The sequence below is a fragment of the Magnetospirillum sp. WYHS-4 genome, assembly GCA_039908345.1.
Classification (GTDB): domain Bacteria; phylum Pseudomonadota; class Alphaproteobacteria; order Rhodospirillales; family GLO-3; genus JAMOBD01.
The window spans coordinates 1-23,016 of sequence record JAMOBD010000040.1 but is presented as its reverse complement, the minus strand read 5'-3'; the positions used below and the strand labels follow the sequence as shown (position 1 = coordinate 23,016).

20 protein-coding genes are annotated in these 23,016 nt (G+C 65.8%); 8 read left to right on the top strand and 12 right to left on the bottom strand.

Translation table 11 applies throughout. From position 1 onward, the window contains the following. Positions 1-115: 115 nt before the first annotated feature. Together H7841_12075 and H7841_12070 are read left to right on the top strand one after the other, a co-directional pair. Positions 116-286, top strand: a complete 171-nt coding sequence (locus tag H7841_12075) for a YdcH family protein (GenBank protein MEO5337614.1) — start codon at positions 116-118, stop codon at positions 284-286. Between the two features lie 310 nt (positions 287-596). Next, positions 597-845 carry a hypothetical protein gene (locus H7841_12070; protein ID MEO5337613.1) on the top strand — a complete coding sequence of 83 codons (249 nt, stop codon included), beginning with the start codon at positions 597-599 and terminating at the stop codon, positions 843-845. 30 nt (positions 846-875) lie between these two features. Here H7841_12070 and rsmA read toward each other — a convergent pair whose 3' ends face one another. Genes rsmA through lptF form a run of 6 tightly spaced genes read right to left on the bottom strand, consistent with a single transcriptional unit; the run spans position 876 to position 8,537 of the window. Next, positions 876-1,697 (bottom strand): 16S rRNA (adenine(1518)-N(6)/adenine(1519)-N(6))-dimethyltransferase RsmA, encoded by an 822-nt coding sequence (rsmA, locus tag H7841_12065; protein MEO5337612.1) that lies wholly within the window; start codon positions 1,695-1,697, stop codon positions 876-878. After that, positions 1,694-2,665, bottom strand: a complete 972-nt coding sequence (gene pdxA / locus H7841_12060) for a 4-hydroxythreonine-4-phosphate dehydrogenase PdxA (protein MEO5337611.1) — start codon at positions 2,663-2,665, stop codon at positions 1,694-1,696. Before pdxA ends, rsmA begins: the two co-directional genes overlap by 4 nt. A 35-nt stretch (positions 2,666-2,700) precedes the next feature. Beyond that, the gene (locus H7841_12055; protein ID MEO5337610.1) at positions 2,701-4,092 is read right to left on the bottom strand and encodes a peptidylprolyl isomerase; all 1,392 of its coding nucleotides are present in this window, start codon (positions 4,090-4,092) and stop codon (positions 2,701-2,703) included. Positions 4,093-4,100: 8 nt separating this feature from the next. Further along, complete coding sequence (gene lptD, locus H7841_12050; GenBank protein ID MEO5337609.1) at positions 4,101-6,251, bottom strand: LPS assembly protein LptD; 2,151 nt, start codon at positions 6,249-6,251, stop codon at positions 4,101-4,103. 39 nt (positions 6,252-6,290) lie between these two features. Then, positions 6,291-7,391: an LPS export ABC transporter permease LptG gene (gene lptG, locus H7841_12045; protein ID MEO5337608.1), complete on the bottom strand. Its 1,101-nt coding sequence runs from the start codon at positions 7,389-7,391 to the stop codon at positions 6,291-6,293. A gap of 15 nt (positions 7,392-7,406) precedes the next feature. Further along, the gene (gene lptF, locus H7841_12040) at positions 7,407-8,537 is read right to left on the bottom strand and encodes an LPS export ABC transporter permease LptF (protein MEO5337607.1); all 1,131 of its coding nucleotides are present in this window, start codon (positions 8,535-8,537) and stop codon (positions 7,407-7,409) included. Between the two features lie 107 nt (positions 8,538-8,644). On the opposite strand from lptF, the gene H7841_12035 reads away from it, so the two are divergent. Continuing rightward, positions 8,645-9,208, top strand: a complete 564-nt coding sequence (locus H7841_12035; GenBank protein ID MEO5337606.1) for a DUF1134 domain-containing protein — start codon at positions 8,645-8,647, stop codon at positions 9,206-9,208. 33 nt (positions 9,209-9,241) lie between these two features. Here the strand turns inward: H7841_12035 and H7841_12030 are convergent, their stop codons facing one another. The 3 genes from H7841_12030 to H7841_12020 all read right to left on the bottom strand — a co-directional run bounded on the left by H7841_12030 (position 9,242) and on the right by H7841_12020 (position 12,326). Continuing rightward, a complete protein-coding gene (locus tag H7841_12030) occupies positions 9,242-10,645 on the bottom strand; it encodes an FAD-binding oxidoreductase (GenBank protein ID MEO5337605.1) in 1,404 nt (467 codons plus the stop codon). Positions 10,646-10,722: 77 nt separating this feature from the next. After that, on the bottom strand, positions 10,723-11,370 hold the full coding sequence (locus tag H7841_12025; protein MEO5337604.1) for a trimeric intracellular cation channel family protein: 648 nt from the start codon (positions 11,368-11,370) through the stop codon (positions 10,723-10,725). A 5-nt stretch (positions 11,371-11,375) separates the two neighbouring features. After that, positions 11,376-12,326 (bottom strand): L-threonylcarbamoyladenylate synthase, encoded by a 951-nt coding sequence (locus H7841_12020; GenBank protein MEO5337603.1) that lies wholly within the window; start codon positions 12,324-12,326, stop codon positions 11,376-11,378. A 384-nt stretch (positions 12,327-12,710) separates the two neighbouring features. Between H7841_12020 and H7841_12015 the strand changes: the two genes are divergently transcribed. The 4 genes from H7841_12015 to H7841_12000 are packed head-to-tail and all read left to right on the top strand — an operon-like array spanning position 12,711 to position 16,042. Beyond that, positions 12,711-13,583 carry a branched-chain amino acid ABC transporter permease gene (locus tag H7841_12015; GenBank protein ID MEO5337602.1) on the top strand — a complete coding sequence of 291 codons (873 nt, stop codon included), beginning with the start codon at positions 12,711-12,713 and terminating at the stop codon, positions 13,581-13,583. Continuing rightward, positions 13,583-14,545, top strand: coding sequence for a branched-chain amino acid ABC transporter permease (locus H7841_12010; GenBank protein ID MEO5337601.1), 963 nt, complete (start codon positions 13,583-13,585; stop codon positions 14,543-14,545). Before H7841_12015 ends, H7841_12010 begins: the two co-directional genes overlap by 1 nt. Continuing rightward, entirely contained in the window at positions 14,542-15,330 is a 789-nt protein-coding gene (locus tag H7841_12005) for an ABC transporter ATP-binding protein (GenBank protein MEO5337600.1), read from the top strand. Before H7841_12010 ends, H7841_12005 begins: the two co-directional genes overlap by 4 nt. Further along, the gene (locus H7841_12000; protein ID MEO5337599.1) at positions 15,320-16,042 is read left to right on the top strand and encodes an ABC transporter ATP-binding protein; all 723 of its coding nucleotides are present in this window, start codon (positions 15,320-15,322) and stop codon (positions 16,040-16,042) included. The genes H7841_12005 and H7841_12000 overlap by 11 nt, the downstream gene beginning before the upstream one ends. Here H7841_12000 and H7841_11995 read toward each other — a convergent pair. From H7841_11995 to H7841_11985, 3 genes are all read right to left on the bottom strand, one after another. Then, a complete protein-coding gene (locus H7841_11995) occupies positions 16,027-18,201 on the bottom strand; it encodes a PAS domain S-box protein (protein ID MEO5337598.1) in 2,175 nt (724 codons plus the stop codon). The genes H7841_12000 and H7841_11995 overlap by 16 nt on opposite strands. 89 nt (positions 18,202-18,290) lie before the next feature. Next, the gene (locus H7841_11990; protein ID MEO5337597.1) at positions 18,291-20,873 is read right to left on the bottom strand and encodes a PAS domain S-box protein; all 2,583 of its coding nucleotides are present in this window, start codon (positions 20,871-20,873) and stop codon (positions 18,291-18,293) included. A 36-nt stretch (positions 20,874-20,909) separates the two neighbouring features. Next, positions 20,910-22,163: a D-amino acid dehydrogenase gene (locus H7841_11985; protein MEO5337596.1), complete on the bottom strand. Its 1,254-nt coding sequence runs from the start codon at positions 22,161-22,163 to the stop codon at positions 20,910-20,912. A 66-nt stretch (positions 22,164-22,229) separates the two neighbouring features. Here H7841_11985 and H7841_11980 point away from each other — a divergent pair. Beyond that, the coding region (locus H7841_11980) for an NAD(P)H-hydrate epimerase (GenBank protein MEO5337595.1) at positions 22,230-23,016 on the top strand (787 nt) is incomplete at its 3' end.

The window sequence follows — 23,016 nt, the reverse complement described above, 5'->3', positions numbered from 1 at the left end:
GCCGTCGTCCGCTCCGCCTACAGGCGATGCCCCGGCTACGCGATCCTGGCATCGCTGTCGGGTTTGCGTTAAGATGTCACCTTGGTGAATCGCACTTAATCGGAGGACCCGTACCATGAGCCTCGAGGACAGGATCCAGACCCTGAAGAGCAAGCATCAGGCTCTCGAATCCGCCATCGCCGAAGAAGAAAGCCGTCCCCATCCCGACGATGTCACCATTCACGAACTGAAGAAGCAAAAACTGAGGATCAAGGACGAGATCAACGCCCTGAGCGCCGACCACTGACGGTCCGCGAGGGCAGGCTCGGCACCAGTGCCGGGCCGTGAGGATGGGATGTGCAGACAGCGCTTTCCGGACGGCCGGGCCTTTCATGGTCCGGCCGTTTCGTTTTCACCACGTCGTCTTCTCGATTCCCTCGGGTGCGAGGGCGGGAAGCGTCGGCATGGTACAGGCGGCACTGAATAGAGCTTAAGCGTAGTGGCGAGGGCACCCAGGACCGCACCCCGGGGCGGTCACGGAATTGTGAGGGGTGCTACAGAATTGCCGGCAATTCCACCGCAAGATGTCAGAGTCAGGCACGGGAAGGGAATTGGTCATGAAAAACGCTAGACGCCTGGCGGAGACGATCCGCGACAAGATGACGGGCTGTCCGCGCCAGGGAGAATGCCTGGCCCGCAAGTTCGTCGAGAAGCGCCTGTTAACCAGTCTGGACGATGCCGATACCGGCGGCATCTGGCACTGGACCACCCATTCGGTGGGCGAGATCGATCAATGCGATCTGCCCTGTCCCGGAAAGGACCCGATGGCGGAATTGGTGGAAACCCTGCATCGGGCCCTTAAGTGATACCGGCCAACACTAAAAAATACCAACCGGTCATTGGCCGGGTGGCATGAGTTCGCGAGCCAGGGCGCAGAAGGCCTCGACGGGCAGGTTCTCGGCTCGATCCTCGGGGTCGATGCCCAGATTGCTCAGCCGGTCGGCGAGCCCGATGCCCTTGAGACTGGCGCGCAGCATCTTGCGCCGCTGGCCGAAGGCCGCCGCCGTCACCTTTTCCAGGGCGGCGCGCGAGGCGGGCGCCAGAGGTGCGGGGCGAGGCGTCAGGGTAACCACCGTCGACATGACCTTGGGCGGTGGCGTGAAAGCGCGAGGATCGATATTGAACTCGGCCCGCACGTCGCAAAGCCATTGGGTCATCACCGACAATCGCCCGTAGGCCTTGGAGCCCGGCGGGGCCGCCAAGCGGTCCGCCACCTCTTTTTGGAACATCAGGGTCAGCGAGGCATAGGCGCCGATTTCGCCCAGCCAGCGCAGCAGCAGCGCCGTCGAGACATTGTAGGGAAGGTTAGCGACGATGTGCCGGGGGGCGGGGGCGAGGCCCGGCAGGTCGATCTCCAGGGCATCGCCTTCCACCACGGTCAGGCGGGCGGGATAGGCCTCGCCCAGTTCGGCCAGAGCGGCCATGCAGCGCCGATCCATCTCGATGGCGTGCACGCGGGCGCCTGCCGCCAGCAGCGCCCGGGTGAGTCCTCCCGGTCCTGGGCCAATCTCGATGACCGTCTCTCCCTCCTGGGTTCCCGCCGCCCGGACGATGCGGGCGCAGAGGTTGCCGTCCAGGAGGAAGTGCTGGCCTAGGGACTTGCGGGCCATCAGGTCGTGGCGCCGGATCACCTCGCGCAGCGGCGGAAGGTCGGTCATCCGCGGGCCGCAACCATCTGAGCCGCCATGCGCAGGGCCGCGATCAGGCTGCTTTCCGATGCAGTGCCGGTACCGGCGATGTCGAAGGCGGTGCCGTGGTCCGGCGACGTGCGGACGAAGGGCAAGCCCAGGGTGACGTTGACACCTTGGTCGAAGCCGAGGGTCTTCAACGGAATCAGAGCCTGATCGTGGTACATGCAGAGCGCCACGTCGTAACCTGCGCGCGCCGATGGGGTGAACAGGGTGTCGGAGGGCAGCGGGCCGAAGGCGTCGATGCCTTGGGCACGTAAGGCGTCGATGGCCGGCTGGACGATGTCGATATCCTCACGCCCCATGCCGCCGCCCTCGCCGGCATGCGGGTTGAGGCCTGCCACCGCGAGGCGGGGAGCATGGATGCCGAAATCGCGCCGCAGGCCCTCGGCGGCGATGCGTGCGGTTTCCACGATCAGGCCGGCAGTCAGATTCTCTATGGCTTGGCGCAAGGCCACGTGGATCGTCACCGGAATTACCCGCAGACCGGGACAGGCCAGCATCATGACCGGCGGCGTCACGATACCCGCCAGTTCGGCCAGGAACTCCGTATGGCCGGGAAACGTGAAGCCGGCGGCATAAAGAACCTGCTTGGCGATCGGATTGGTGACCACCGCGCTGGCCTTGCCCATGCGGACCAGGGCGACGGCTCGTTCGATGGCTTCGCGGATCATGGGGGCGTTGGCCGGATCGGGACATCCGGGAACCGGCGGTGTGGCCAGGGACAGGGGAAGGACCGGCAGCGCGCGCGGAAAGACGGCGTTCGTGGCGGCGGGCGCGGCGAGGACTTCGATGGGGAGAGACAGGCGCAGGCGGGCCGCGACGGCGGCCAGGCGTTCCGGGTCGTCGATCACGAAAAAGGGGGGCAAGTCATCGGCGGCGCGCCGCAGCCAAGCCTTGAGGGCGATCTCGCCACCGATGCCGGCGGGATCGCCCATGGTCAATGCCAGAGGCAGAGGGTCGGCTTCTTCCCTCACTGGCGCATATCCACGACCGCCGAGCGGCGCAGGTCGCGCAGGTAACGGCGGGCCTGGGCGGTCAGGCGTTCGTTCATCAGGCTATTGCGCACGGCTTCCCTTTCCGCAGCCTTGTCGGGAGCGGCGGGTGGCTTGCCGGGGGCCTGTACGGCGGCCGGTGGGGCGGGCTGCGGCGGCGGTGCCGCGGCCGGGGCTCCGGTATCCCGGCGATCGCACAGCATCAAGACGCCGACGCCGTCCACGGTGCGGCGGGGCGGAGCCATCTGATTGACCTTGAGGCCGCTAATGGTCTTCTGAAGATCGGCGGGAAGGTCCTTGAGCTTGAGCGTGCCCAGCGGCCCGGACAGCGGAGAAATCTTGCGTCCGATCGCCTCCAATTCCTGGCAGGTCTTGGCGGGGGCGGCGAGGGTCCGGGCACGGTCGCCGGCGGCGGCGACATCGGCCGGCTTCGCCGACTCCGGCAGGGGAAGAACCAATTGGCTCAATTGCACGGTCGTTCCCGCAGATGCGACGGGAGCGGGTGCAGGGGCGGATTCCGCTCTGGTTTCCTCCGGACTCTTGGCGGGACCTCCGCCGATGCGCCGTTCGCGGACCATCAGAAGGTGGACGCCGGTCAGGGACCGGATGGCCGCGGAAAGTTCGCCGGGCTCCATCTTCTTGATCATGGCATCCAGTTCGGGGGCGAGTTGGCCCTCGCGCACCCAGCCGAGGCTGCCCCCCTGTTCCGATGTCGGGCCTTTGGAGAAATTGCGGGCCAGGGCGGGGAACGAAGCCCCCTGCTTGAGTTCCTGGAATAGGCGGGCGGCTTGGCTATTCGCTTCCTCCTCGTCGGCGGGGGTGTCGACGGGAAGGAAGATTTCGGATACCAGGTACTGAGGTTTCGACTTGGCGGCCTCGTATCGTTCCAAGCCGGCTTGGATTTCATCCTCGCCGATCTGTATCCGGGGGGTGATCCGATTGCGGATCACCCGGCTCCAGGCAATCTCGGCTTCGACCTGAGTCACCAGGGCCGCCTTGTCGATTCCCTTGCTCTCCAGAAACCGTCCCAGGCTATCCGGGGGCAGCCCGTTCTGCCGTTCCAAATCCTTTAAGGCGCGGGCCAGATCCTCTTCGGGAACGATGATCCCGATCTTCTTGGCTTCTTGGAGCCGCAGGCGATCATCGATCAGGGATCGCAGCGCCTGGGGCGTCAGACGGGTGCGGACTTCCTGTGTGTCGGGGAGGTTCGACGAGCCGATGATGAGGCGAACACGGGCATTCAGGTCATAGACCGAAATGATTTCATCGTTGACGATGGCCGCTATGCGCAGGGATTCCTGAGCCGAGGCCGGCATGGACAGGACCAGGGCAAGGATGATCGAGAAAGGTCGTAACCGATGGAAGGCCATGATCGCGCCTACTGTCCCGAATGGGTGAAGCCAGTGCGGAAATCGCCCAGGGTCTTGAAGTTCAGGGTGAACATGACCGCGTCCGAAGGCCTCAAGTCGCGGTCGTAGAAGAATTCGCGATGGGCCTGAACCGTGAAGGAAAAGCACTCGTCCTCGTAAACGGCACCCAATCCGACACGCTGGGTGTTTTCGTCATGGATGTCGTACTGGGCCGAGGCGCTTGCCCGCCAGAAGCGGGTGATCTGGGACGTCAAGCCGACGACAACCTGCTCACGGACCGGAAACTCCGTGCCCACGATTTGATCGTAGAACAAATAGCTGGCCGACGCCGTCAGGGCCGGAACGCCCACCGTCGCCCGGACCTCGTTGCGCTTGGGCGCGAAGTCTTCCTTGTCCAGGCGGGTGCGGTAGAGCAGATTCAAGTGCTGGTTCGGCTGGACCGCGACGCTCGCCACCACATCGGAGAGGTTGCCTTCAAGGCCGGAGTTTTCGCTGAAGGAGGTGTCCTCCCGGGGCCGAAAGCTCTGGCCGACGCGTACCAGGGTATTGCCGCCCTTTTCGCCGAAGACGCCCCACTTCATCCCGTAGTTGACACGTGCCCCGCGTTCGATCCGATCAAGGCCCGGAAAGCGGTTCATCGTGAACAGATTGGTATCGTCGAACTCGAATAGGGGACTGTCTTCGTTGGGCAGGCGGCGATTGTTGTCCGATGTGTTGGGCGACCCGACAACTTGCACCGCCGGTTCGATCAACTGGTGGATGGAGGCATTGCCCTCGCGGCGGACGAACGGGTGCCGCCATTCGAGCGAGGCCTCCGGGTGCAGGCGCGCGCTTGCGCCGGTGTAGGCGGGAAGTGTCGGGTCGGGCTGCAGCTTGTTGATATGGTAGGCATCCGCCTGCAGATTGGTGGCCAAGGTGTAGACGCTGCCGTTCGACGCCGTATAGGGCAGTTGCCAGCCGCCGATGCCGGACAAGTGCCGGGTATCGGTGCCATCCTTCCGGCTCAGGGACAGAAAGCTCATGTCCAGGCTGGTCCGGCCGCCGTAGCGATCCGGCTGGCCGACGTGGTTGTACTCTACCAGCGGCATCACCAGGGGCACCGTTCCATCCCTGACGTCGGCGCGGACGTTCTGGAAGGAATGGGCGCTGGCCGTGAAATAGTTGCGCTGGCGGAACCCTTCGATGTAGGCGGTGGTTGCCTGAGTTTCCCCGGCTCCGAACTTGTAGCGCCGCAGGTAGGTGTCGTCGGTCGAACGGTTGGCGTCGAATCCCCAGCGCCAAGTCCGGTCGATGTCGAACTGGCCCTTTGCCGCCACATGGCCGCGGACATCGTCCTTGCTGTCCTGGGTGATGCTGGCTGTGCCATCGATCCTCGCGAGGTTGGGCCGCGAGCGGAATTCTCCCGCCAGGATGGGACCTTCCTTGCTGGTATAGATGGGGGTCACCGTCGCATCCGCGTTGCGATCGATGGCGAAGTAGTAGGGGAGACGAACGGTTGCCCCCAGTGAGGAAGACCCCCCGAAGCTGGGCGCCAGAAGTCCGGACTTCGCCTTTGCCGTTGGATCGGGATGATGCAGGTAGGGGGTGTAGGCGACCGGTATGCCGGCCATTTCCACCCAGGCGTCGCGGTATTCGATGCGCTGTTCCGCCCGGTCGTGAATTACCTTCACGGCCTTGACCTGCCATAGCGGCGGACGCGTGGGATCGGTCGGGCACAGGTCGCAGGGCGAATAGACGGCCTTGTGCATCTCCATCTTCTCGCCGCCGTCCATCCGCCGTCCGCCGGCCGCGGCCACGCGCGCCCCGTCCTTCAGCACCATGCGGAAGTCCCGCACCACCCCTTCCTTCAGATCCCCCGTGATATCCACATACTCCGCGAACATCACCTCGCCAGAGGGTTCCAGGATGGAGACGTTTCCCGAGGCGCTGACGATATCGGTCTTCTGGTTGTAGGAGATGGTGTCGGCCCGCAGGAGGCGCGGCCCGTGGGTGACCTCGACCTTGCCTCGAGCCGTGACCACACCCAATTCCTTGTCGTAGGTCATCTCGTCGGCGGTGAAATCGGCGGGCTGGTCGGCGGGCAGGGAGTCCTTGGCGGCGGCCAGAACGGGGGATGACAACAGGCAACAAAAAGCCATCACGGTCCACTGCCGCGCCATGGAGATTCTGCGGTTTCTGCCCAGGGTCGTCATCGCGGCCTAACCATCCTCCAGATGAAGCAGCATGGCAAGCCCCAGAAGGGTACTGACTCCGGACGGAGTCCAGGCGGCCAGGGTGACCGGAATGCTGTCGGCGATTCCCAGCGCGAAAACCACGTCCGAGAAGAAATAGAGCACGAACCCGGTGAACACGCCCCCCGCGATGACCAGGGGAGTTCCTCCCTTGCGGGTATGGCGCAGGGAAAAAGTCGCCGCGATCAGGACCATGGCGCACATCAGCAGCGGGCTGGCCAGCAGGGCATGCAGGTGCAGGCGATGGCGCACGGCCGAAAATCCCGCCTGTTCAAGGCTATCGATGAAGCCCGGTAGCGCCCAGAAGGACATGGTTTCGGGCCGGGAGAAGCTGTCCTGGATACGACCCAGGGTCAGATCCGTCTCCAGCCAATGCTCTTCCTTGAATTGGGGCGGTTCCTCGGGGGCGAAGATTCCGGCTTCCCTAAGGTGCCAGAAGCCGTCCTCCAAGGTCGCGGACCGAGCCTCGATGCGGCGGGCGAAGCGATCGGGGCCGTCGTAGACGAATATTGTAACGCCGACTAGCTGCATGTCTGTCGCACTCTGCACTATTCGTGAAGCATAGACGACCGCCTGCTGTCCGGCCGCCGATTGGCGTAGCCACAAGCTGCCCTTGGCCAGCGACAGGAGGGTGGTCTGCCCCTGCAGGTAGGAGGCCTCCAACCGTTCGTATCGGGCGAGCGTCGCCGATGCCACCGGATTGAATACCGCGATCTTGAACAGTCCCAGGCAGAACGCGAGGAACAGGATCGGCAGAAGGAACTGCCAGGCGGAAACGCCGGCGGCGCGCGTCACCACCAGTTCGTGACTGCGTGTGAGTTTGGCGAAGGCCGCCATGCCGCCGAACAGGACCGCGAAGGGGAATGTCTGCTGGCTCATGTTGGGCAGCTTCATCAGCGACATCTCGACCACCTGGCCCAGGGTGATGCTGGCGACGGACGCCGAGCGCCGCATCAGCTCGACGGTGTCGAACAGCAGGATCAGAGCCAGAAAGACCGCCATGATCGCCAGGAAGAACAACAGGAACTGCCGGCCGATGTAGAGGGAAAGGGTGACGGAAATGCGCAAGGGCCTGCCTTCCGTTCACGAGGGAGCCGTCGCCGCCGCGTCGTCCGCTTCGGGCGTCGGGCGGCGGGGCGGGGCCAGCATGGCGATGTAGCCGGCCAGGATGGGAAGAACGGCGATGGCGTAAAGCAAGGGGGCCAGCTTGGTATTGCGGGCCGCGACGTTCTCGATGCCCAGGGTGGAAGCCTGGAGGACCACCACGATGACGACCGCCAGGACGATCCGCTGAGTTTGCTGGCGGCGGCTGAAGTTGCCGTGGATCATGCAGGCCAGGCCGATGAGCGCGAACCCAAGGCTGGCCAGCGGCGAGGCCAGACGTTTGTGGCCCTCGACGATGTACTTGCCCCAGTCGCGCGGTGGCGTGTGCGGGTCCTGGGCGATGTCGAACAACTCGCCCAGGGTCCTTTCCCGAGGCTCGCGATAGCGGACGATGTCGGTCTTGCGGGCCGCTTCGATGTCGAAGGAATAGCGGTCGAAGTAAAGGATCGAGAACCGGTTGGCCGACCGCTCGACCTCCTGCCGGTTGCCGTTGAACATAACCACCCGCGATTTCCCCTCGGCCTCGACCAGCGCGCCCCGTTCGGCCATCATGGTGACCGGCTTGGCGGCATCCCTTGTGTCGTGAACCAGGACGCCATGCAGCTGGCTGTCATGCCCCCGCTTGCGGACGTAGACCGTGATGTCCTGGGCGACGGGATTGAAGGTTCCTTCCTGAAGCAGGACGTGGCTGTAGTTGTAGCGGATGTCCCACTGCATCTCGCGGAACATGCGATAGGATTCCGGAAGCAGATGGAGATTGATGGCGTAGGATACCACCACCACCGCCCCGCCAAGGACCAGGGCCGGCATGGCGAGAGCCGTCTGGGAGAGGCCGGCGGCGCGCATCACCGCCAGTTCGCGGTCGGCGATCAGCTTGTTGTAGGTGAACAGCACCACGGTGAACAGCGCGATGGGCAGGATCAGGGACAGGAAGTTGGGCAGCAGCAGCATCGTCAGATGCAGGAAGGTCCCGGCGGTCAGGCCACGGTTGACGATCATCTCGACGAAGCGCAAGGATTGGGTCAACCAGATGACGCAGGTCAGACCCGCCGTGACCAGGACCATCCCGACGAAAAGTTGCTTCAGTACGTAGCGCGTGATCAGGGTCATCGGATTCCCAGTTCCCCACCCCACGGAAAAGGGGATGTCGACAGTGCGGCAAGGAAGGCAGGAAATCAAGGTGGGACAATGGTTAACGAAGAAAACATGAGGTGGTGATGAAGGGCGGGGTAATCGTGGCGACCCTGGTGCTCGTTGCCGGACTGGCGCAGGCCGGGGCGGCACGGGCGGCGGACGAGGGTGGGTTCAGCCCGGAAGAGATCGTGGCGGCGGCCGGAAGCGTCTTCGGCGCGGTCAGCGAAGGTTTGGCCGATGTGGTCCAGAAGGCCTTCGCCGACCACGGGCGGCCCACCGCCTACATCGCGGGCGAGGAGGTGAGCGGCGCCTTCGCCGTCGGCCTGCGCTACGGCAAGGGCAAGCTGGCCCGCAAGACGGCCGGCGAGCGGCCCATCTACTGGCAGGGGCCGTCGGTGGGATTCGACTTCGGAGGCAATGCCTCCAAGACTTTCGTGCTGGTCTACAACCTGAAGACCGATGAAGACATCTTCCAGCGCTTCCCGGCCGGCGAGGGCGGCTTCTATTTCGTGGCGGGCGTCGGCATCACCTACCAGCAGAGCGGCGAGGTGATCGTCGCCCCGATCCGCACCGGCGTCGGCCTGCGTGCCGGGGCGAACGTCGGCTACGTCCACTACACCCGCGACCATTCCTGGCTGCCGTTCTGAGGGTGGAGGGCGGGGCTCTCGCGGCCAAGGTCCCTAGACGTCCAGCAGTTTGCCCGGATTCATGATGTTCCTGGGGTCCAGGGTGCGTTTCAGGCTGCGCATGAGTTCCAGTTCGACCGGCGAGCGGTAGTGGGCCAAGTCGTCCTTCTTCAGGAGCCCGATGCCGTGTTCGGCGCTGAAGGTGCCGTCCAGGGACACCGCGATGTCGTGGACGATGCGGTTCATCTCGTGCCAGCGGGCCAGGAAGGCGTCGGTATCGGCACCGACCGGCTGGGACAGGTTGAAGTGGATGTTGCCGTCGCCCACATGGCCGAAGGGGCAAACCCGCACGCCGGGAATCGCCGCTTCCACCGCCGCCGTGGCACGGTGCATGAATTCCGCGACGCGCGAGATGGGAACCGCCACGTCGTGCTTGATGCTGCCGCCTTCCGGCTTCTGGGCTTCGGGGATGGTCTCGCGGATGCGCCACAGGGCCTGGCGCCGGCCCAAGGAATCCGCCAGCACCGCATCGGCCACCGTGCCGGTCTCGAAAGCCGCTTCCAGGATCGTCTCCAGGGTCCCGCGCAGGTCGTCGCCGGGGCGGGGGCTCGCGGCCTCGAACAGGACGTACCAGGGATAGTGCGTTGGGAAGGGGTCCGCCACGCCCGGAATGTGGAACTGGGCGAATTCAAGACCGCGGCGGGGAATCAACTCGAAAGCAGTCAACAAGCCGCCCAGGGCGTCGCGGGCTTCCTTGAACAAGTCGAGCACCGCTTCCACCGACCCCAGCGCCGCCATGGCGGTTTCCCGCTGGACCGGGTGGGGAAACAGCTTCAGGGTCGCCGCGGTGATGACCCCCAGGGTGCCCTCGGCACCGACGAACAGGTGTTTCAGGTCGTAGCCGCTGTTGTCCTTGCGCAGGCCTCTGAGGCCGTCCCAGATGCGTCCGTCGGCCAACACCACCTCCAGGCCCAGCACCAGATCGCGGGCGTTGCCGTAGCGCAGAACGTTGATGCCTCCGGCGTTGGTCGATAGGTTGCCGCCGATGCGGCAGCTTCCCTCGGCACCCAGGCTGAGGGGAAAGTAGGCCCCGGCCTCTTCCGCGGCGCGCTGGACGTCCGCCAGGATCATGCCCGATTCCACGGTGAGCGTGTGGTTGAGCGCGTCGACGGCCCGCAGGCGGCTCAAGCGCTCCGTCGACAACACGATGCCGCCCTGGGGCACCGCTCCGCCGACCAGGCCGGTATTCCCCCCTTGGGGATAGACCGCCAGACCGGCCTCGTCGCACAGGCGAAGGACCTGCGCCACTTCGGCGGTATCGGCGGGGCGTACCACGGCCAAGCAGGAACCCCGGTAGAGCCCGCGCTCCTCGCCACCGTAGGATTCCATGTCGGAAGCCTCATCGATCCACCCTCTTGGGCCGACCACGGTGCGAATGGCGTCCAGAACCTGATTCATGCCTCTTGAATTAGCATCCGCGTCGGCGGAGGACAAGGCGGTGACGTTGTCCGGTGGCGAAACCCCGGACGGTCGGGTCATCCTGCCGACGGCGGGGGCTTGGGTGTGCCGGTATAGCGCGGGAAGGAAAGGCTCCAGCGGATAGCGGCAGCTCGCACCAGGAACGCCGCCAGGAATCCGGCGGCCTCCGAAAGGCCCGCCGGCGGTTCCATGCTCCCGAGCATCAGGTAGACCAGGCTACCCACCGCGGCGGCCGAAGGGTAGATCTCCTTATGGAAGAACAGAGGGGGCTCCGAGCAGAGAAGGTCGCGGATCAGGCCCCCGAAGCTGGCCGACATGACTCCCATCAGGACGGCAATCAGCGGCGAGGCCCCGACCGCCACCGCCTTCTGGGTCCCCGTGACGGCAAAAAGGGCGAGGCCCAGGGCGTCGGCCCAGAGCAGAAGGCTCCAGCGGGAATGGAAGAAGCGGGCCAACCAGAACGTGGACAGCGCCGCCACCGCGCCGGCAACCAAATAGCGGCTGTCGACGATCCAGAACACCGGTTGATCCAGCAACAGATCACGTAGCGTGCCGCCGCCAATGCCGGTGGCGGTGCCCACCACGACGAAACCGAAGGGGTCCATCTCCTTGCGGGCGGCCACCAGGGCGCCGGTGATCGCGAAGACCGCCACGCCGGTCAGTTCGAAGAAGGCCAGGAAACTTTGCGGCACCGCGGGTTCCATAAGGGCTATTCCCGTCCGGCCGAGGCGCGCCGCAGGCGGTCGTTGATGGCCAGCCCCAGGCCGTGGTCGGGAATGGGGCGCACCGCGATGCCGACGAAGGCGCCACCGTCCAGGCGGCGCAGCATGGCGAAAAGGTTGGCTGCGGCTTCCGTCAAGTCGCCCGACGGGCTGAGGTTGAGAATGGCGTCGGCCGGCGCCGGCCCGAAGGCCAGAAGAGCCTCGCCTTCACCGGCACAGCAGGCGTTGATGCGCAACGGCAGCCGTGGCGCATAGTGGCGGCGCGACATGCCGGGCGAACGGGGGACATCGTCCCGACCGGCGGTGGCCACGGGGCCGACCAGGGCCGCGATGGCCTCCGACGTCACTCCGCCCGGCCGAAGGAGTACGGGCCGTACGCCGGTCAGGTCGAGGACCGTGGATTCCAACCCGATCCGGCAGGAGCCTCCGTCCAGGATCAACTCGATCCGGTCGCCCAGGGATTCGGCCACGTGGGCCGCGGTGGTCGGGCTGACTTCCTCGGAACGGTTGGCGCTGGGGGCGGCCAAGGGCAGACCGGCGGCCTGCAACAGTTCCAGGGCCACCGGATGGGCCGGAACCCGGACCGCCAACGTGTCGAGTCCGGCCCCCGCCAACAAGGAAACCGGGCAGTCGGTACGGCGCGGCAGAACCAAGGTAAGGGGGCCGGGCCAAAAGGTTTCCGCCAGCCGGCGGGCGCGGTCGTCGAAGGCGACCAGGGATTCGGCGGCCTCTTTCGTTGGCAAGTGGACTATCAGGGGATTGAAGCGGGGCCGATCCTTGGCGGCGAAGATGGCAGCCACGGCGGAATCGCGGGTCGCGTCCCCACCCAGGCCGTAGACGGTTTCGGTGGGAAAAGCCACCGGGCGTCCGGCGCGGATCAAGCCCGCGGCTTCGGCGATGGACTCCGGGGTGGCGGGGACGATCCGGGGACGCTTCATGGGGCTCCTGCAACGGAAAGAGCCGTCGCGCATGGGGGCGACGGCTCTTTAACCTCTATTACGACGGCCCGGCCCCTCACAAGGGGGAGATCCGGAGACCGAAGTCACCTCACAGGAGTGAGGCGGCTAATGCGCTTGCCGGATAACCGGCTGTGCTGCTCTGCACTTACGGGGAATTTCGCTATTCCTGCAGTTCCCCGCGACAAGAATATTCATACCAAATTCGGGCAGGAAAGGCAAGAAAATTCCGCTAGAATTCGCAATGATGTCGCCATGCCGTCCCCAAGCCGTCTTGATCGGGAGGGGCATGTCCCGCGAAATTCGTGCGTGCCTTTCCGGCCGGGGTGGGTTAGAACGCCACCCCATCGTCGGGGTGCAGAACGGATGGACGCTTTCCTGCAATTTCTGTTGTCGGGAATCACCAACGGGGCCGTCTATGCCCTGGTGGCGCTCGGCTTTTCCATCATCTACAACGCCAGCCACGTGATCAACTTCGCCCAGGGCGAGTTCGTCATGCTGGGCGGCATGGCGACCGTGGCCTTCATGGGCCTGGGGCTGCCCATGCCCGTCGCCATCCTGCTGGCGGTGGCCGTATCGGTGCTGATCGGCCTGGCGTTGGAGAAGTTGGCCATCGAACCCGTGAAGGAAGGCTCGGTGGTGACTCTGATCATCATCACCATCGGCGCCTCCATCTTCCTGCGCGGCTTGGTGCAGGTGGTGCTCGACAAGGAATTTCATCGCCTGCCGGCCTTTTCCGGCGAGACCGCCATTCCCATCGGCGGCGCCGCCATCTTGCCACAGAACCTCTGGGTGCTGGGCGGAACGGCGGTAATCGTGGTGGCGTTGTGGCGTTTCTTCGACCACACCCTGATGGGCAAGGCCATGCTCGCCACCTCCTTCAACAAGTTCGCTGCGCAATTGGTTGGGATCGATACCCGGCGGGTTTTGCTGCTGAGCTTCGGCCTTTCGGCCCTGCTGGGCGCCGTGGGTGGCATCCTGGTCGCTCCCATCACCAACACCTACTACGAGATCGGCATCATGCTGGGCCTCAAGGGCTTCTGCGCCGCCATTCTGGGCGGCCTGGGGCGGTCTTGGGGGGCGGTGGCGGGCGGCATCGTCCTGGGGGTGATCGAGGCTTTCGGTGCCGGATACCTGTCGTCGGAATACAAGGACGCCATGGCCTTCGTCTTGATCCTGCTGGTACTGTTCTTCATGCCCAACGGCCTGTTCGGTCGCCGCGACGCGGAGCGGGTCTGATGGATCGCCTGCGTTCTCCCCGTACCGGCGGACTGCTTGCCCTGGCCCTGTTCCTGGCCGTCATCCCTCTGTTCCTGCCCAACAGCTTCTATTTCGAGGTGGCGGTGCGGGCCGGCCTGAACGCCATCGTCTGCATCGGCCTCAACCTGCTGATCGGCTACGCCGGCCAGATCAGCCTGGGCCACGCCGGGTTCTTGGGCATCGGGGCCTATACCTCGGCCATCCTGACCGCTTCCTATGGCTGGCCGCCGCTGGCCGCCATGGCGGTCGGCGCGACGCTGGCCGGCCTTCTGGCCTTCGTCGTGGCCCGCCCGGTGCTCAAGTTGAAGGGGCATTACCTGGCCATGGCGACCCTGGGCCTGGGTATCATCATCGCCATCGTGATCAATTCGGAATCCGGGCTTACCGGCGGGCCCGATGGCATGAGCCTGGAATCCCTGTATCTGTTCGGCCTCAAGGTGAAGGGCGAGAAGGCCTGGTACGGGCTCGTCGGGGTCCTGCTGTTGGCCACGGCCTGGCTGGCGCTCAACCTGATCGAGTCGCCCATCGGACGGGCGCTCAGGGCCATTCACGGCTCCGAGGTCGGGGCCCAGGTCGTGGGGGTGGATACCACCCGCTACAAGGTTCTGGTCTTCACCCTGTCGGCGGTGTTGGCTTCCCTGGCCGGTAGCCTGGGGGCTCATTACGGCGGCTTCGTGTCGCCCTCGGGCGTCGGTTTCATCAAATCCATCGAACTTGTGACCATGGTGGTCCTTGGCGGCATGGCTTCGACTTTCGGCGCCGTGGTGGGGGCGGTGCTGCTGACGGTCCTGCCGCAGTTGCTTACCGCGTTGCACGACTACGAACATATGGTCTTCGGGGCCATCCTGATGCTGACCATGATCTTCATGCCCAGGGGCCTGGTACCCACTCTGGTCGGACTGTTCGCCGGCCGCAAGGACGAGGGGGAGGGCGCGCCGTGACCGTGCTGCGCGTCGAGGGCATCGGCAAGGAGTTCGGCGGCGTCCATGCCGTCGATGACCTGAGCTTCACCATCAAGCGGGGCGACATCCATTCGATCATCGGTCCCAACGGGGCGGGCAAGACCACCCTGTTCAACCTGATTACCGGGGTCTACACGCCGACCGCGGGCCGTGTCTTCTTCGAGGATCTGCCTATCGAGGGGCTGGCGCCGCACGAACTGGCGGCACGCGGAATGTCGCGCACCTTCCAGAATCTCCAGGTCTTCTTCAACATGACGGCGGTGGAGAACGTCATGGTGGGTATGCACTTGCACCTGGACCGGCGTTTCCTGCCCGCCCTGTTCCGTCTGGGGGGCATGGAACGGCGCGAGCGCGAGGCCCGCGAGGAAGCCCGCGAACTGATGCGCTTCGTGGGCCTTGGCGCCTTCCTGGACGCCCATGCCTCGGCCATGCCCTACGGCGCGCTCAAGCGCCTGGAGATAGCGCGCGCCCTGGCGGCAAAGCCGCGACTGCTGCTGCTTGACGAACCGGCGGCGGGCCTGAACGCCTCCGAGACCCAGGCGATCGACGAGTTGATCCGCAAGGTCTCGGAGACCGGTATCACGGTGGTCCTGGTGGAACATGACATGCGCTTGGTGATGGGCATCTCGGACCATATCCTGGTGCTCGACAACGGCCGCAAGTTGGGCGAGGGCAAGGCGGCCGAAGTGCGGGCCGATCCCAAGGTGATCGCCGCCTATCTGGGCGCCATGAAGCTGGGCGTGGAGGCCCTGCATGAGCATTGATCCCGTCCCCATGCTGGACGTGCGCGGGCTGGACGTCCATTACGGGCGCATCCAGGCGCTCCGCGCCATCGATCTGCATATCGGCAAGGGCGAACTGATCGCTCTGGTGGGGTCCAACGGGGCGGGAAAGTCGACCCTGCTGCGCGCCATTTCGGGGATACAGCCGCCTTCCAAGGGTGACATCCTGTTCGAGGGCAAGAGCATTCTCCGCATGGCGGCGGACGAGCGGGTGCGGCTCGGCATCTCCCAGGTGCCGGAAGCACGGCAGGTCTTCGCGCCGATGAGCGTCGAGGACAACCTGTTGCTGGGGGGATTTACCCGGCCGCGCGGCGAGTCGGCAGAAGACCTGGACCGCATGTACGCCATGTTTCCGGCTCTAAAGACCAAGCGCCGGCAGGCGGCCGGCACGTTGTCGGGCGGGCAGCAGCAGATGTTGGCCGTGGGCCGCGCCCTGATGGCCCGGCCGCGCCTCTTGCTGCTCGATGAGCCGAGCATGGGGCTGGCCCCCAATCTGAAGGACGAGACCTTCGTCACCATCGAGCGCCTGCGCGACGAGGGAACGACGGTCTTCCTGGTGGAACAGAACGCCTCGTCGGCGCTGGCCATCGCCGATCGCGCCTATGTGCTGGAAACCGGCCGCGTCACCCTGAGCGGCACCGGCCAGAACCTGCTCGGCGACGACCAGGTCCGTGCGGCCTACCTGGGGATGTAGGCCTCCGCCACCCTCTCCGGCGGCAGGAGAACGGTGACTGTGGTGCCAAGGCCGACTTGGCTTTCCATGAGCAGGCGGCCGCCGTGGGCTTCGGTCAGGCGGCGGGCCAGCGGCAGGCCCAGGCCGGCGCCTTCGTATTTGCGGGCCAACGAACCGTCCACTTGGCCGAAGGTGGAAAGGGCCGTCTCGATGTCTTCGGGGGCGATGCCGATGCCTGTGTCGGCGACGCGGAAGGCGAACCAGCCATCCTTTTCCACGCCGGCAGACAAGGTGATGCGGCCGCCCTCGGGAGTGAACTTGACCGCGTTGGTCAGCAGGTTGAGCAGCACCTGCTTGATGCGCCGTTCGTCGCCATTGATGCGGGGCAGGGGCTCGGCCAACTCCAATTTCAGGGCGAGGCCGGCGTTGGTGGCACGGGAACGCACGAGCCCGAGGCAGAATTCGCCGATATCGGCCACGTCGAGGGGCCGGTCGTCCAGGTCCAGCTCCTGGATCTCCAGGCGCGAGACGTCCAGGATGTCGTTGATCAGGTCCAGAAGGTGGCGGCCCGAGTCGTTGATGTCCTTGGCGTATTCCAGATATTCCGGCCGGCCCAGGGGGCCGAAGATCTGGCCCGACATGAGATCGGAAAAGCCGATGATGGCGTTGAGCGGCGTGCGCAGTTCGTGGCTCATGTTGGCAAGGAACTCGGTCTTCGTGCGGTTGGCGTACTCGGCCTGCTCCTTGGCCTCGCGCAAGGCTTGTTCGGCCGCCTTGCGCTCGGTGATGTCCTCCTTGACCGCGATGTAATGGGTGACCTCGCCGGCCCGGTCCTTGACCGGGGAGATGGAAGCGAATTCCCAGAACAGGCTGCCGTCCTTGCGCCGGTTGTGCAACTCGCCCCGCCATTCGCCGCCGGCGGCGACGGTCTTCCAGAGTTCCCGATAGGCGTCTTCTGGCATGTCGCCGGATTTCAGGAAGGCCGGCGTCTGGCCCTGGATTTCCGCCATTCCATATCCGGTCACCGTCTCGAACTTGGGGTTCACGTACTCGATGCGGCCGCCCCTGTCGGTAATCATGATGGAGACCGGGCTCTGTTCCACGGCTCGCGTCAGCTTGCGCCGGGCGTCCTCGGCGGCGCGGTGGGCGCTCACGTCGCGGATGAAGGCGGTGAACAGCCGCTGATCCTCGATTTGGATCGCCGCCACCGCCAGTTCGATGGGGAATTCGCTGCCGTCGGCACGGCGGGCGTGCAATTCCACCCGGCGTCCGAGCAGGCGGCCGGTGCCGCTCTTCTGGAATTCCTCCAGGCCGCGCCGGTGCCGTTCGCGGAAGCGGTCCGGGACGATCAGGTCCGCCACGTCGCGGCCGACCGCGGCTTCCGCTTCGATGCCGAACAGGGATTGGGCCGAGGGGCTGAACTCGACGATCCGGCCTTGGGCGTCGATGGTGACGATGGCATCCAACGCGCTGTCCAGAATGCCGCGCAGGCGCCTTTCGGTGTTCTGCTGGTTCTGCATCTCGTGGCGTACTTGGCGCACCAGGGGCCGGAAGACCCCGGCCGCCGACAGCAGCAGGATCAGGAGGGTCAGGCCCAGGATCGTCTGGGCTCCGCGTTTCAGGTTGAGAACGGTGTCGTCGGCCTCCTGCTGGTAGCGCCGTACCACGGAATCCAGATTGGGCAACAGGTTCCATGAACTGGTCAGATGCACATCCAGGAGGTGCAGGTTGTGGGCCAAGCGGTCGGGGTCGTCTTCGACGGCAAGGTGGCGGGAGTGCTCGATGAAGGTCCTGAGTACGCTGTCCAATTCCATGGGAGGCTGGAAATACATGTTCCAGACCTCGGGGGAAGGGCGGCCCGGCAGCTTCATGGCCGGACTGCCTTTGATCAGCCCCTCGTGGGAAGCCTCCATCAGGTTGATGGCGTCCAGCATGCCTGACCGCAGATGCATGCGTTCCTCGTCGCGCCGGCTCTCGGCGTAGTTCTTCGCCAGCAGGGCGATGCGCTGGGACAGCATGCGCTGGCGGCCGGCCACGTTGACCTGGGCGGCGGCGCCTTCCTGGCGCCGGGCCAGTTCGTCCAACAGCAGGAACGATGCCAGGGCCAGCGCTGCGATGCAGCCCAGCACGACCCCATAGCGCAGCGTGATCCGCCACGTCAGGCGTTCCTTGGTATCCATGGACGTCCCTGTTCGCGCCGCGGTAGGTCCGCGGTCGTTGATCCTACAGTGTTAGTGCGGGAGGGGCGCGGATTCCAGCGGAAATCGCGTCAGGACGGGCGAATCGTTCGTTCCGGCGGGAAACGGACCGTCACACGGGTGCCGATGCCTGGCGCGCTCTCCAGAACCAGGGAGCCGCCGTGCAGTTCAGCCAGGTTCTTGCTGAGCGGCAAACCCAGGCCGGCCCCTTCGTATTTGCGGGCCAGGGTGCCGTCCACCTGTCCGAATGGCGAGAGCGCGGTCGCGATGTCGCCGGTGGCGATGCCGATGCCGGTATCCTCCACGGCGAATACGATGGCGCCTTCCTCGTCCAGTCTTGCCGACAGGGCGATGTTGCCGCCCTCGGGGGTGAACTTGACCGCGTTGCCCAAAAGATTGATGAGGATCTGCTTGACCTTGCGCTCGTCGGCGTTCAGGCCGGGCAGGCCGGACGGTGTGACGACCGTCAGGGTCAGACTGGCGTTGCGGGCCCGCTCCTCGATCAGGCGGCGGCAGGTGCCGACCACCTGGAGCACGTCGACGGGCCGTTCGTGCAGGCGCAGTTCGCCGGTCTCGATGCGGGCGATGTCCAGAAGGTCGTTGATCAGGTCCAACAGGTGCTTGCCGGAGTCGTTTATGTCCCGGACGTATTCCCGGTACTGGGGGGCGCCGACCGGCCCGAAGACCTCGCTCATGACCAAGTCGGAAAAGCCGATGATGGAATTGAGCGGCGTACGGAGTTCGTGGCTCATGTTGGCCAGGAACTCGGTCTTGGCGCGGTTGGCGAATTCAGCCTGTTCCTTGGCTTGGTGGAGAGCGCGCTCGGTTTGCTTGCGTTCCGAGATGTCTTCCTTGACGGCGATGAAGTGGGTGACGGTGCCGTCGGCGGCACGGATGGGCGAGATGGAGGCCGATTCCCAGTAGAGTTCGCCGCTCTTGCGGCGGTTGTGGAATTCGCCGCGCCAAGTTTCGCCGGCGCGCAGGGCGTCCCACATGGCTAGGTAGTCGTCGGGCGAGGTCTCGCCGGACTTGAGTATCCTTGGATTGTTCCCCAGGGCCTCGTCCTCGCTGTAGCCGGAAACCTCGGTGAACTTGGGGTTCACGTACTGGATGGTGCCCTGGGTGTCGGTGATGACCACCGAGACCGGGCTCTGTTCGACGGCGCGCGACAACTGGCGCAGGCGATCCTCGGTGCGCCGCCTTTCGGAAATATCGCGGATGATGGCGGTGAAATAACGCTCACCCCGCGTCGACCAAGTGGACAGGGAGAGTTCCACCGGAAACTCGCCGCCGTCCTTACGCCGGCCGTACAGTTCGGCCGTGCCGCCGATCAAGGTGCCGCTGCCGTCGGCCGAGGCCCGCGCCATGCCGCGGGCATGGGCCTCGCGGTAGCGTTCGGGGATGATGGCGTCCAACGGTTGGCCGATCATCTCGTCCAGGCCGTGGCCGAACAGGCGCTCGGCGGCCCGGTTCCAGAAAACGACTCTGCCGGCATGGTCGGCCGAGATGATGGCGTCGTTGGCCGAATCGGCAACGGCGCGGAAGCGTTCCTCGTTGGCGCGGATCGCTTCCTCGGAACGGTTGCGTTCCAATTCCGCGGCGGCCCGCACCGCGAAGATCTGCAACAGCGAGACAGCCAGTTCCGAGTCCGCAATGGGCTTGGTGTCCAGCACCACCAGGATGCCCAGCGGCCGGCCGGAGGAATCGAACAGCGGTGTTCCGACATAGCTTTCCACGCCCATCTGCACCAGGACGCGGTCCTGGGGGAAGTCGTCCTTGACCCCCTTGGGGAAGACGCAGGTCTTCTTGCCGACCACCTCGTTGCATGGTGTGCCGTCGAGCCGGTACTGGAAGTTGGGCCGCGGCGTGCGGCCGCCCTGTACCGCAATGGTGCGGATGGAAGGTGGAAGTTCGTCGATCAACTCGCCGACGAAGGCATATTCGACCTCCAGGGTTTCCGCCAGATAGGCTACCAGCGAGTGGAAGAAGCTCTCCCCCACCTTGCCCGACAGGCCCTCGGCGACGGTACGCAGCAATTCAGCCGAGCGTTTGGCCTCCGTGATGTCACTCATTACCGTCTGTTGGGCCGGTTCCCCATACAGAGTGGTCGATGTCGTGGCTGCGCTGACGTCGATCTCGTCACCGTCCAGCCGCACCATGTGCAGGTCGGCGGCGGGCAAGCCGCTCGCCCCTTCCCACAGGACCTTGAGACGGCCCGCCACCTGCTTTTGGTCTTGCGGATGGACCAGGCAGAGCACACCGATGTTGACCAAGTCCTCCGGCGTCCGGGCTCCCAGCAAGGTGGCGGCGGCTTGGTTGGCGTAGGCGATGACGCCGCGCTTGTGTACCACGATGGCGGTGGGGGACATCTCGACCAGGCTGCGGTACCGTTGCTCGCTTTCCGCCAGGGCGCGACGACCGGCAGCTTCGCGCTGTTCGGCCTGGATGGCTACCAGGGCGGTGATGCCCAGGGCCAAACCGGCCACCAGGACGGAGAAGATGACGAACTCCCACTGCTGGGAGACGAGGCCCGGACCGCTCCCGAACATCACCGGCCCGAACATGGGCTCCAGCCAGAATTCCCAAGTCGTCGCCAGGATGACGACGGTCAGGAACGCCAGTATGGCCAAGCCGAAAATTCTGCGGGTATCCATAGGGGCCTCTCTATCCCGAGCGCGATCATAAAGGCTTCAGGAGAAGCGGTCCATGCCCAGTCCGGCAAGATCGATCTCGGGTTCGCGGCCGGCCAGCAGGTCGGCCATCGCCCGGCCTGAGCCGCAGGCCATGGTCCATCCCAGGGTGCCATGGCCGGTATCGAGGAACAGGTTGCGCAAGCGAGTGGCACCCAGGATGGGCACGCTGTCCGGGGTCTTGGGGCGGAGTCCTGTCCAGAGGGTTGCCCGTGCCGGGTCGGCGCAGCCGGGGAACAGATCGAGGGCTTGGTTCAGGACCAAGCGGGCGCGGGTCTCGTTCAACGAGGTGTCCCAACCGGTCATCTCGGCGGTCCCGGCTACCCGGAGATTCTCGCCCAGGCGGCTGAAGACCAGCTTGTGCTCGTCATCGGTCAGGCTGAGGGTCGGCGCCAAGTCGGGCCGCGCCAGCGGCAGGGTGACCGAATAGCCCTTGGCGGGGTATATGGGCAGGGGTAGCCCCAGGGGGCGGAGAAGCAAAGGACTGTAGCTTCCCAGCGCCACCAGATAGCGGTCGGCGGTCAGAATTCCGGCGTCGGTGGCGATGCCCGTTATCCGGTCGCCTTCCCGCGCCAGGCCCCGGATAGTCACGCCATGGCGGAAGACTACCCCCAGGCCAGCCGCCAGATCGGCCAGGCGGCGGGTGAAGAGGTGGGCATCGCCGCTTTCGTCGTCGGGGCTGAAGATACCGCCCGCCAGTTGATTGCGGACGAGGGCGAGGGTCGGTTCCAGGGCGATGCAGGCATCGACGTCGACCGTCTCGCGGCGGCAACCAAGGTCGGCCATCAGGCCGACCTGGCGGGCCGCGTGGTCGTATTCCTGGGGGTCGCGGTAGAAATGGAGGATGCCGGCGGTGCGCTGATCGTAGGCGATGCCGGTTTCGGCGCGCAGTTCCGCCAGGCAGGTGCGGCTATAGAGGGCGACGCGCAGGGTCCGCTCGATATTGATCCGGGCCCGCGCGGCCGGGCAATTCGCCAGGAAACGCAGCCCCCAGGCCCAGAGCGCCGGATCAAGTCGGAGGTGGAAGAGCAGGGGAGCGTCCTTGCGGCCCATCCACTTCAGGATCTTGCGCGGCGTGTCCGGATTCGCCCATGGTTCGGCGTGGCTGGCCGAGATCTGGCCGCCGTTGGCGAAGCTGGTCTCCAGGGCAGGCCCGGGCTGGCGGTCGACGACCTCCACCTCCAGGCCGTGCCGGGCCAGGTAATAGGCCGCCGCCACGCCCACCACGCCCGCACCGAGTACCAGGACCTTCACGTCGCTTCTCTCCCTTCGTTGCAGGGACTTATAGAGCGAACGCGCGGTTTCGGGTAGGCTTTCCCCATGATCGGGGTCGAGCTGCTTTCCGTCGCCGAGATGTACAAGGCCGACGCCGCGGCGGCGGCCGGTGGCGTGTCGTCCCTCGATCTGATGGAGGCGGCGGGAATGGCGGTCTTCCGCGAAATCCGCCGGCGTTGGAGCCCCCGCGCGGTGGCTGTGCTCTGCGGCCCCGGCAACAACGGGGGCGACGGGTTCGTCGTCGCCCGGCTTTTGGAGGCGGCAGGCTGGCCGGTGCGCCTCGCCTTGCTGGGCGGGCGCGAACGTCTCAAGGGCGACGCGGCGGTCAACGCCGGACGCTGGCGGGGGCCGGTGGAATCTCTGGGGCCGGAAATTCTGGCAGACCGTCCGCTGGTGGTCGACGCCCTGTTCGGTGCCGGCCTCGCCCGCCCGCTCGGCGGGGCGGCGCGGCTTGCGGTGGAACGCATCGATGCCGAATCCCTGGACTGCGTCGCCATCGACATCCCCAGCGGCGTCGAAGGCGACGGCGGCGCCGTGCTGGGGGCCGCCCCGCCTTGCCGCCTGACCGTCACCTTCTTTCGCGCCAAGCCCGGCCATTTCCTGTTGCCGGGCCGCGATCTTTGCGGCGAACTGGTCGTGGCCGACATCGGCATTCCCGAGGCCGTGCTGGAGGGTATCGGAGCGGGGACCTTCCTCAACGAGCCCGTCCTCTGGCGCAAGGTCTACCTTTGGCCGGATTCCGGCAGCCACAAGTACCGGCGCGGCCATGCCGTGGTGCTGGGCGGGGCGCAGATGACCGGCGCCGCCCGTCTGGCCGCCGCCGGGGCCCGGC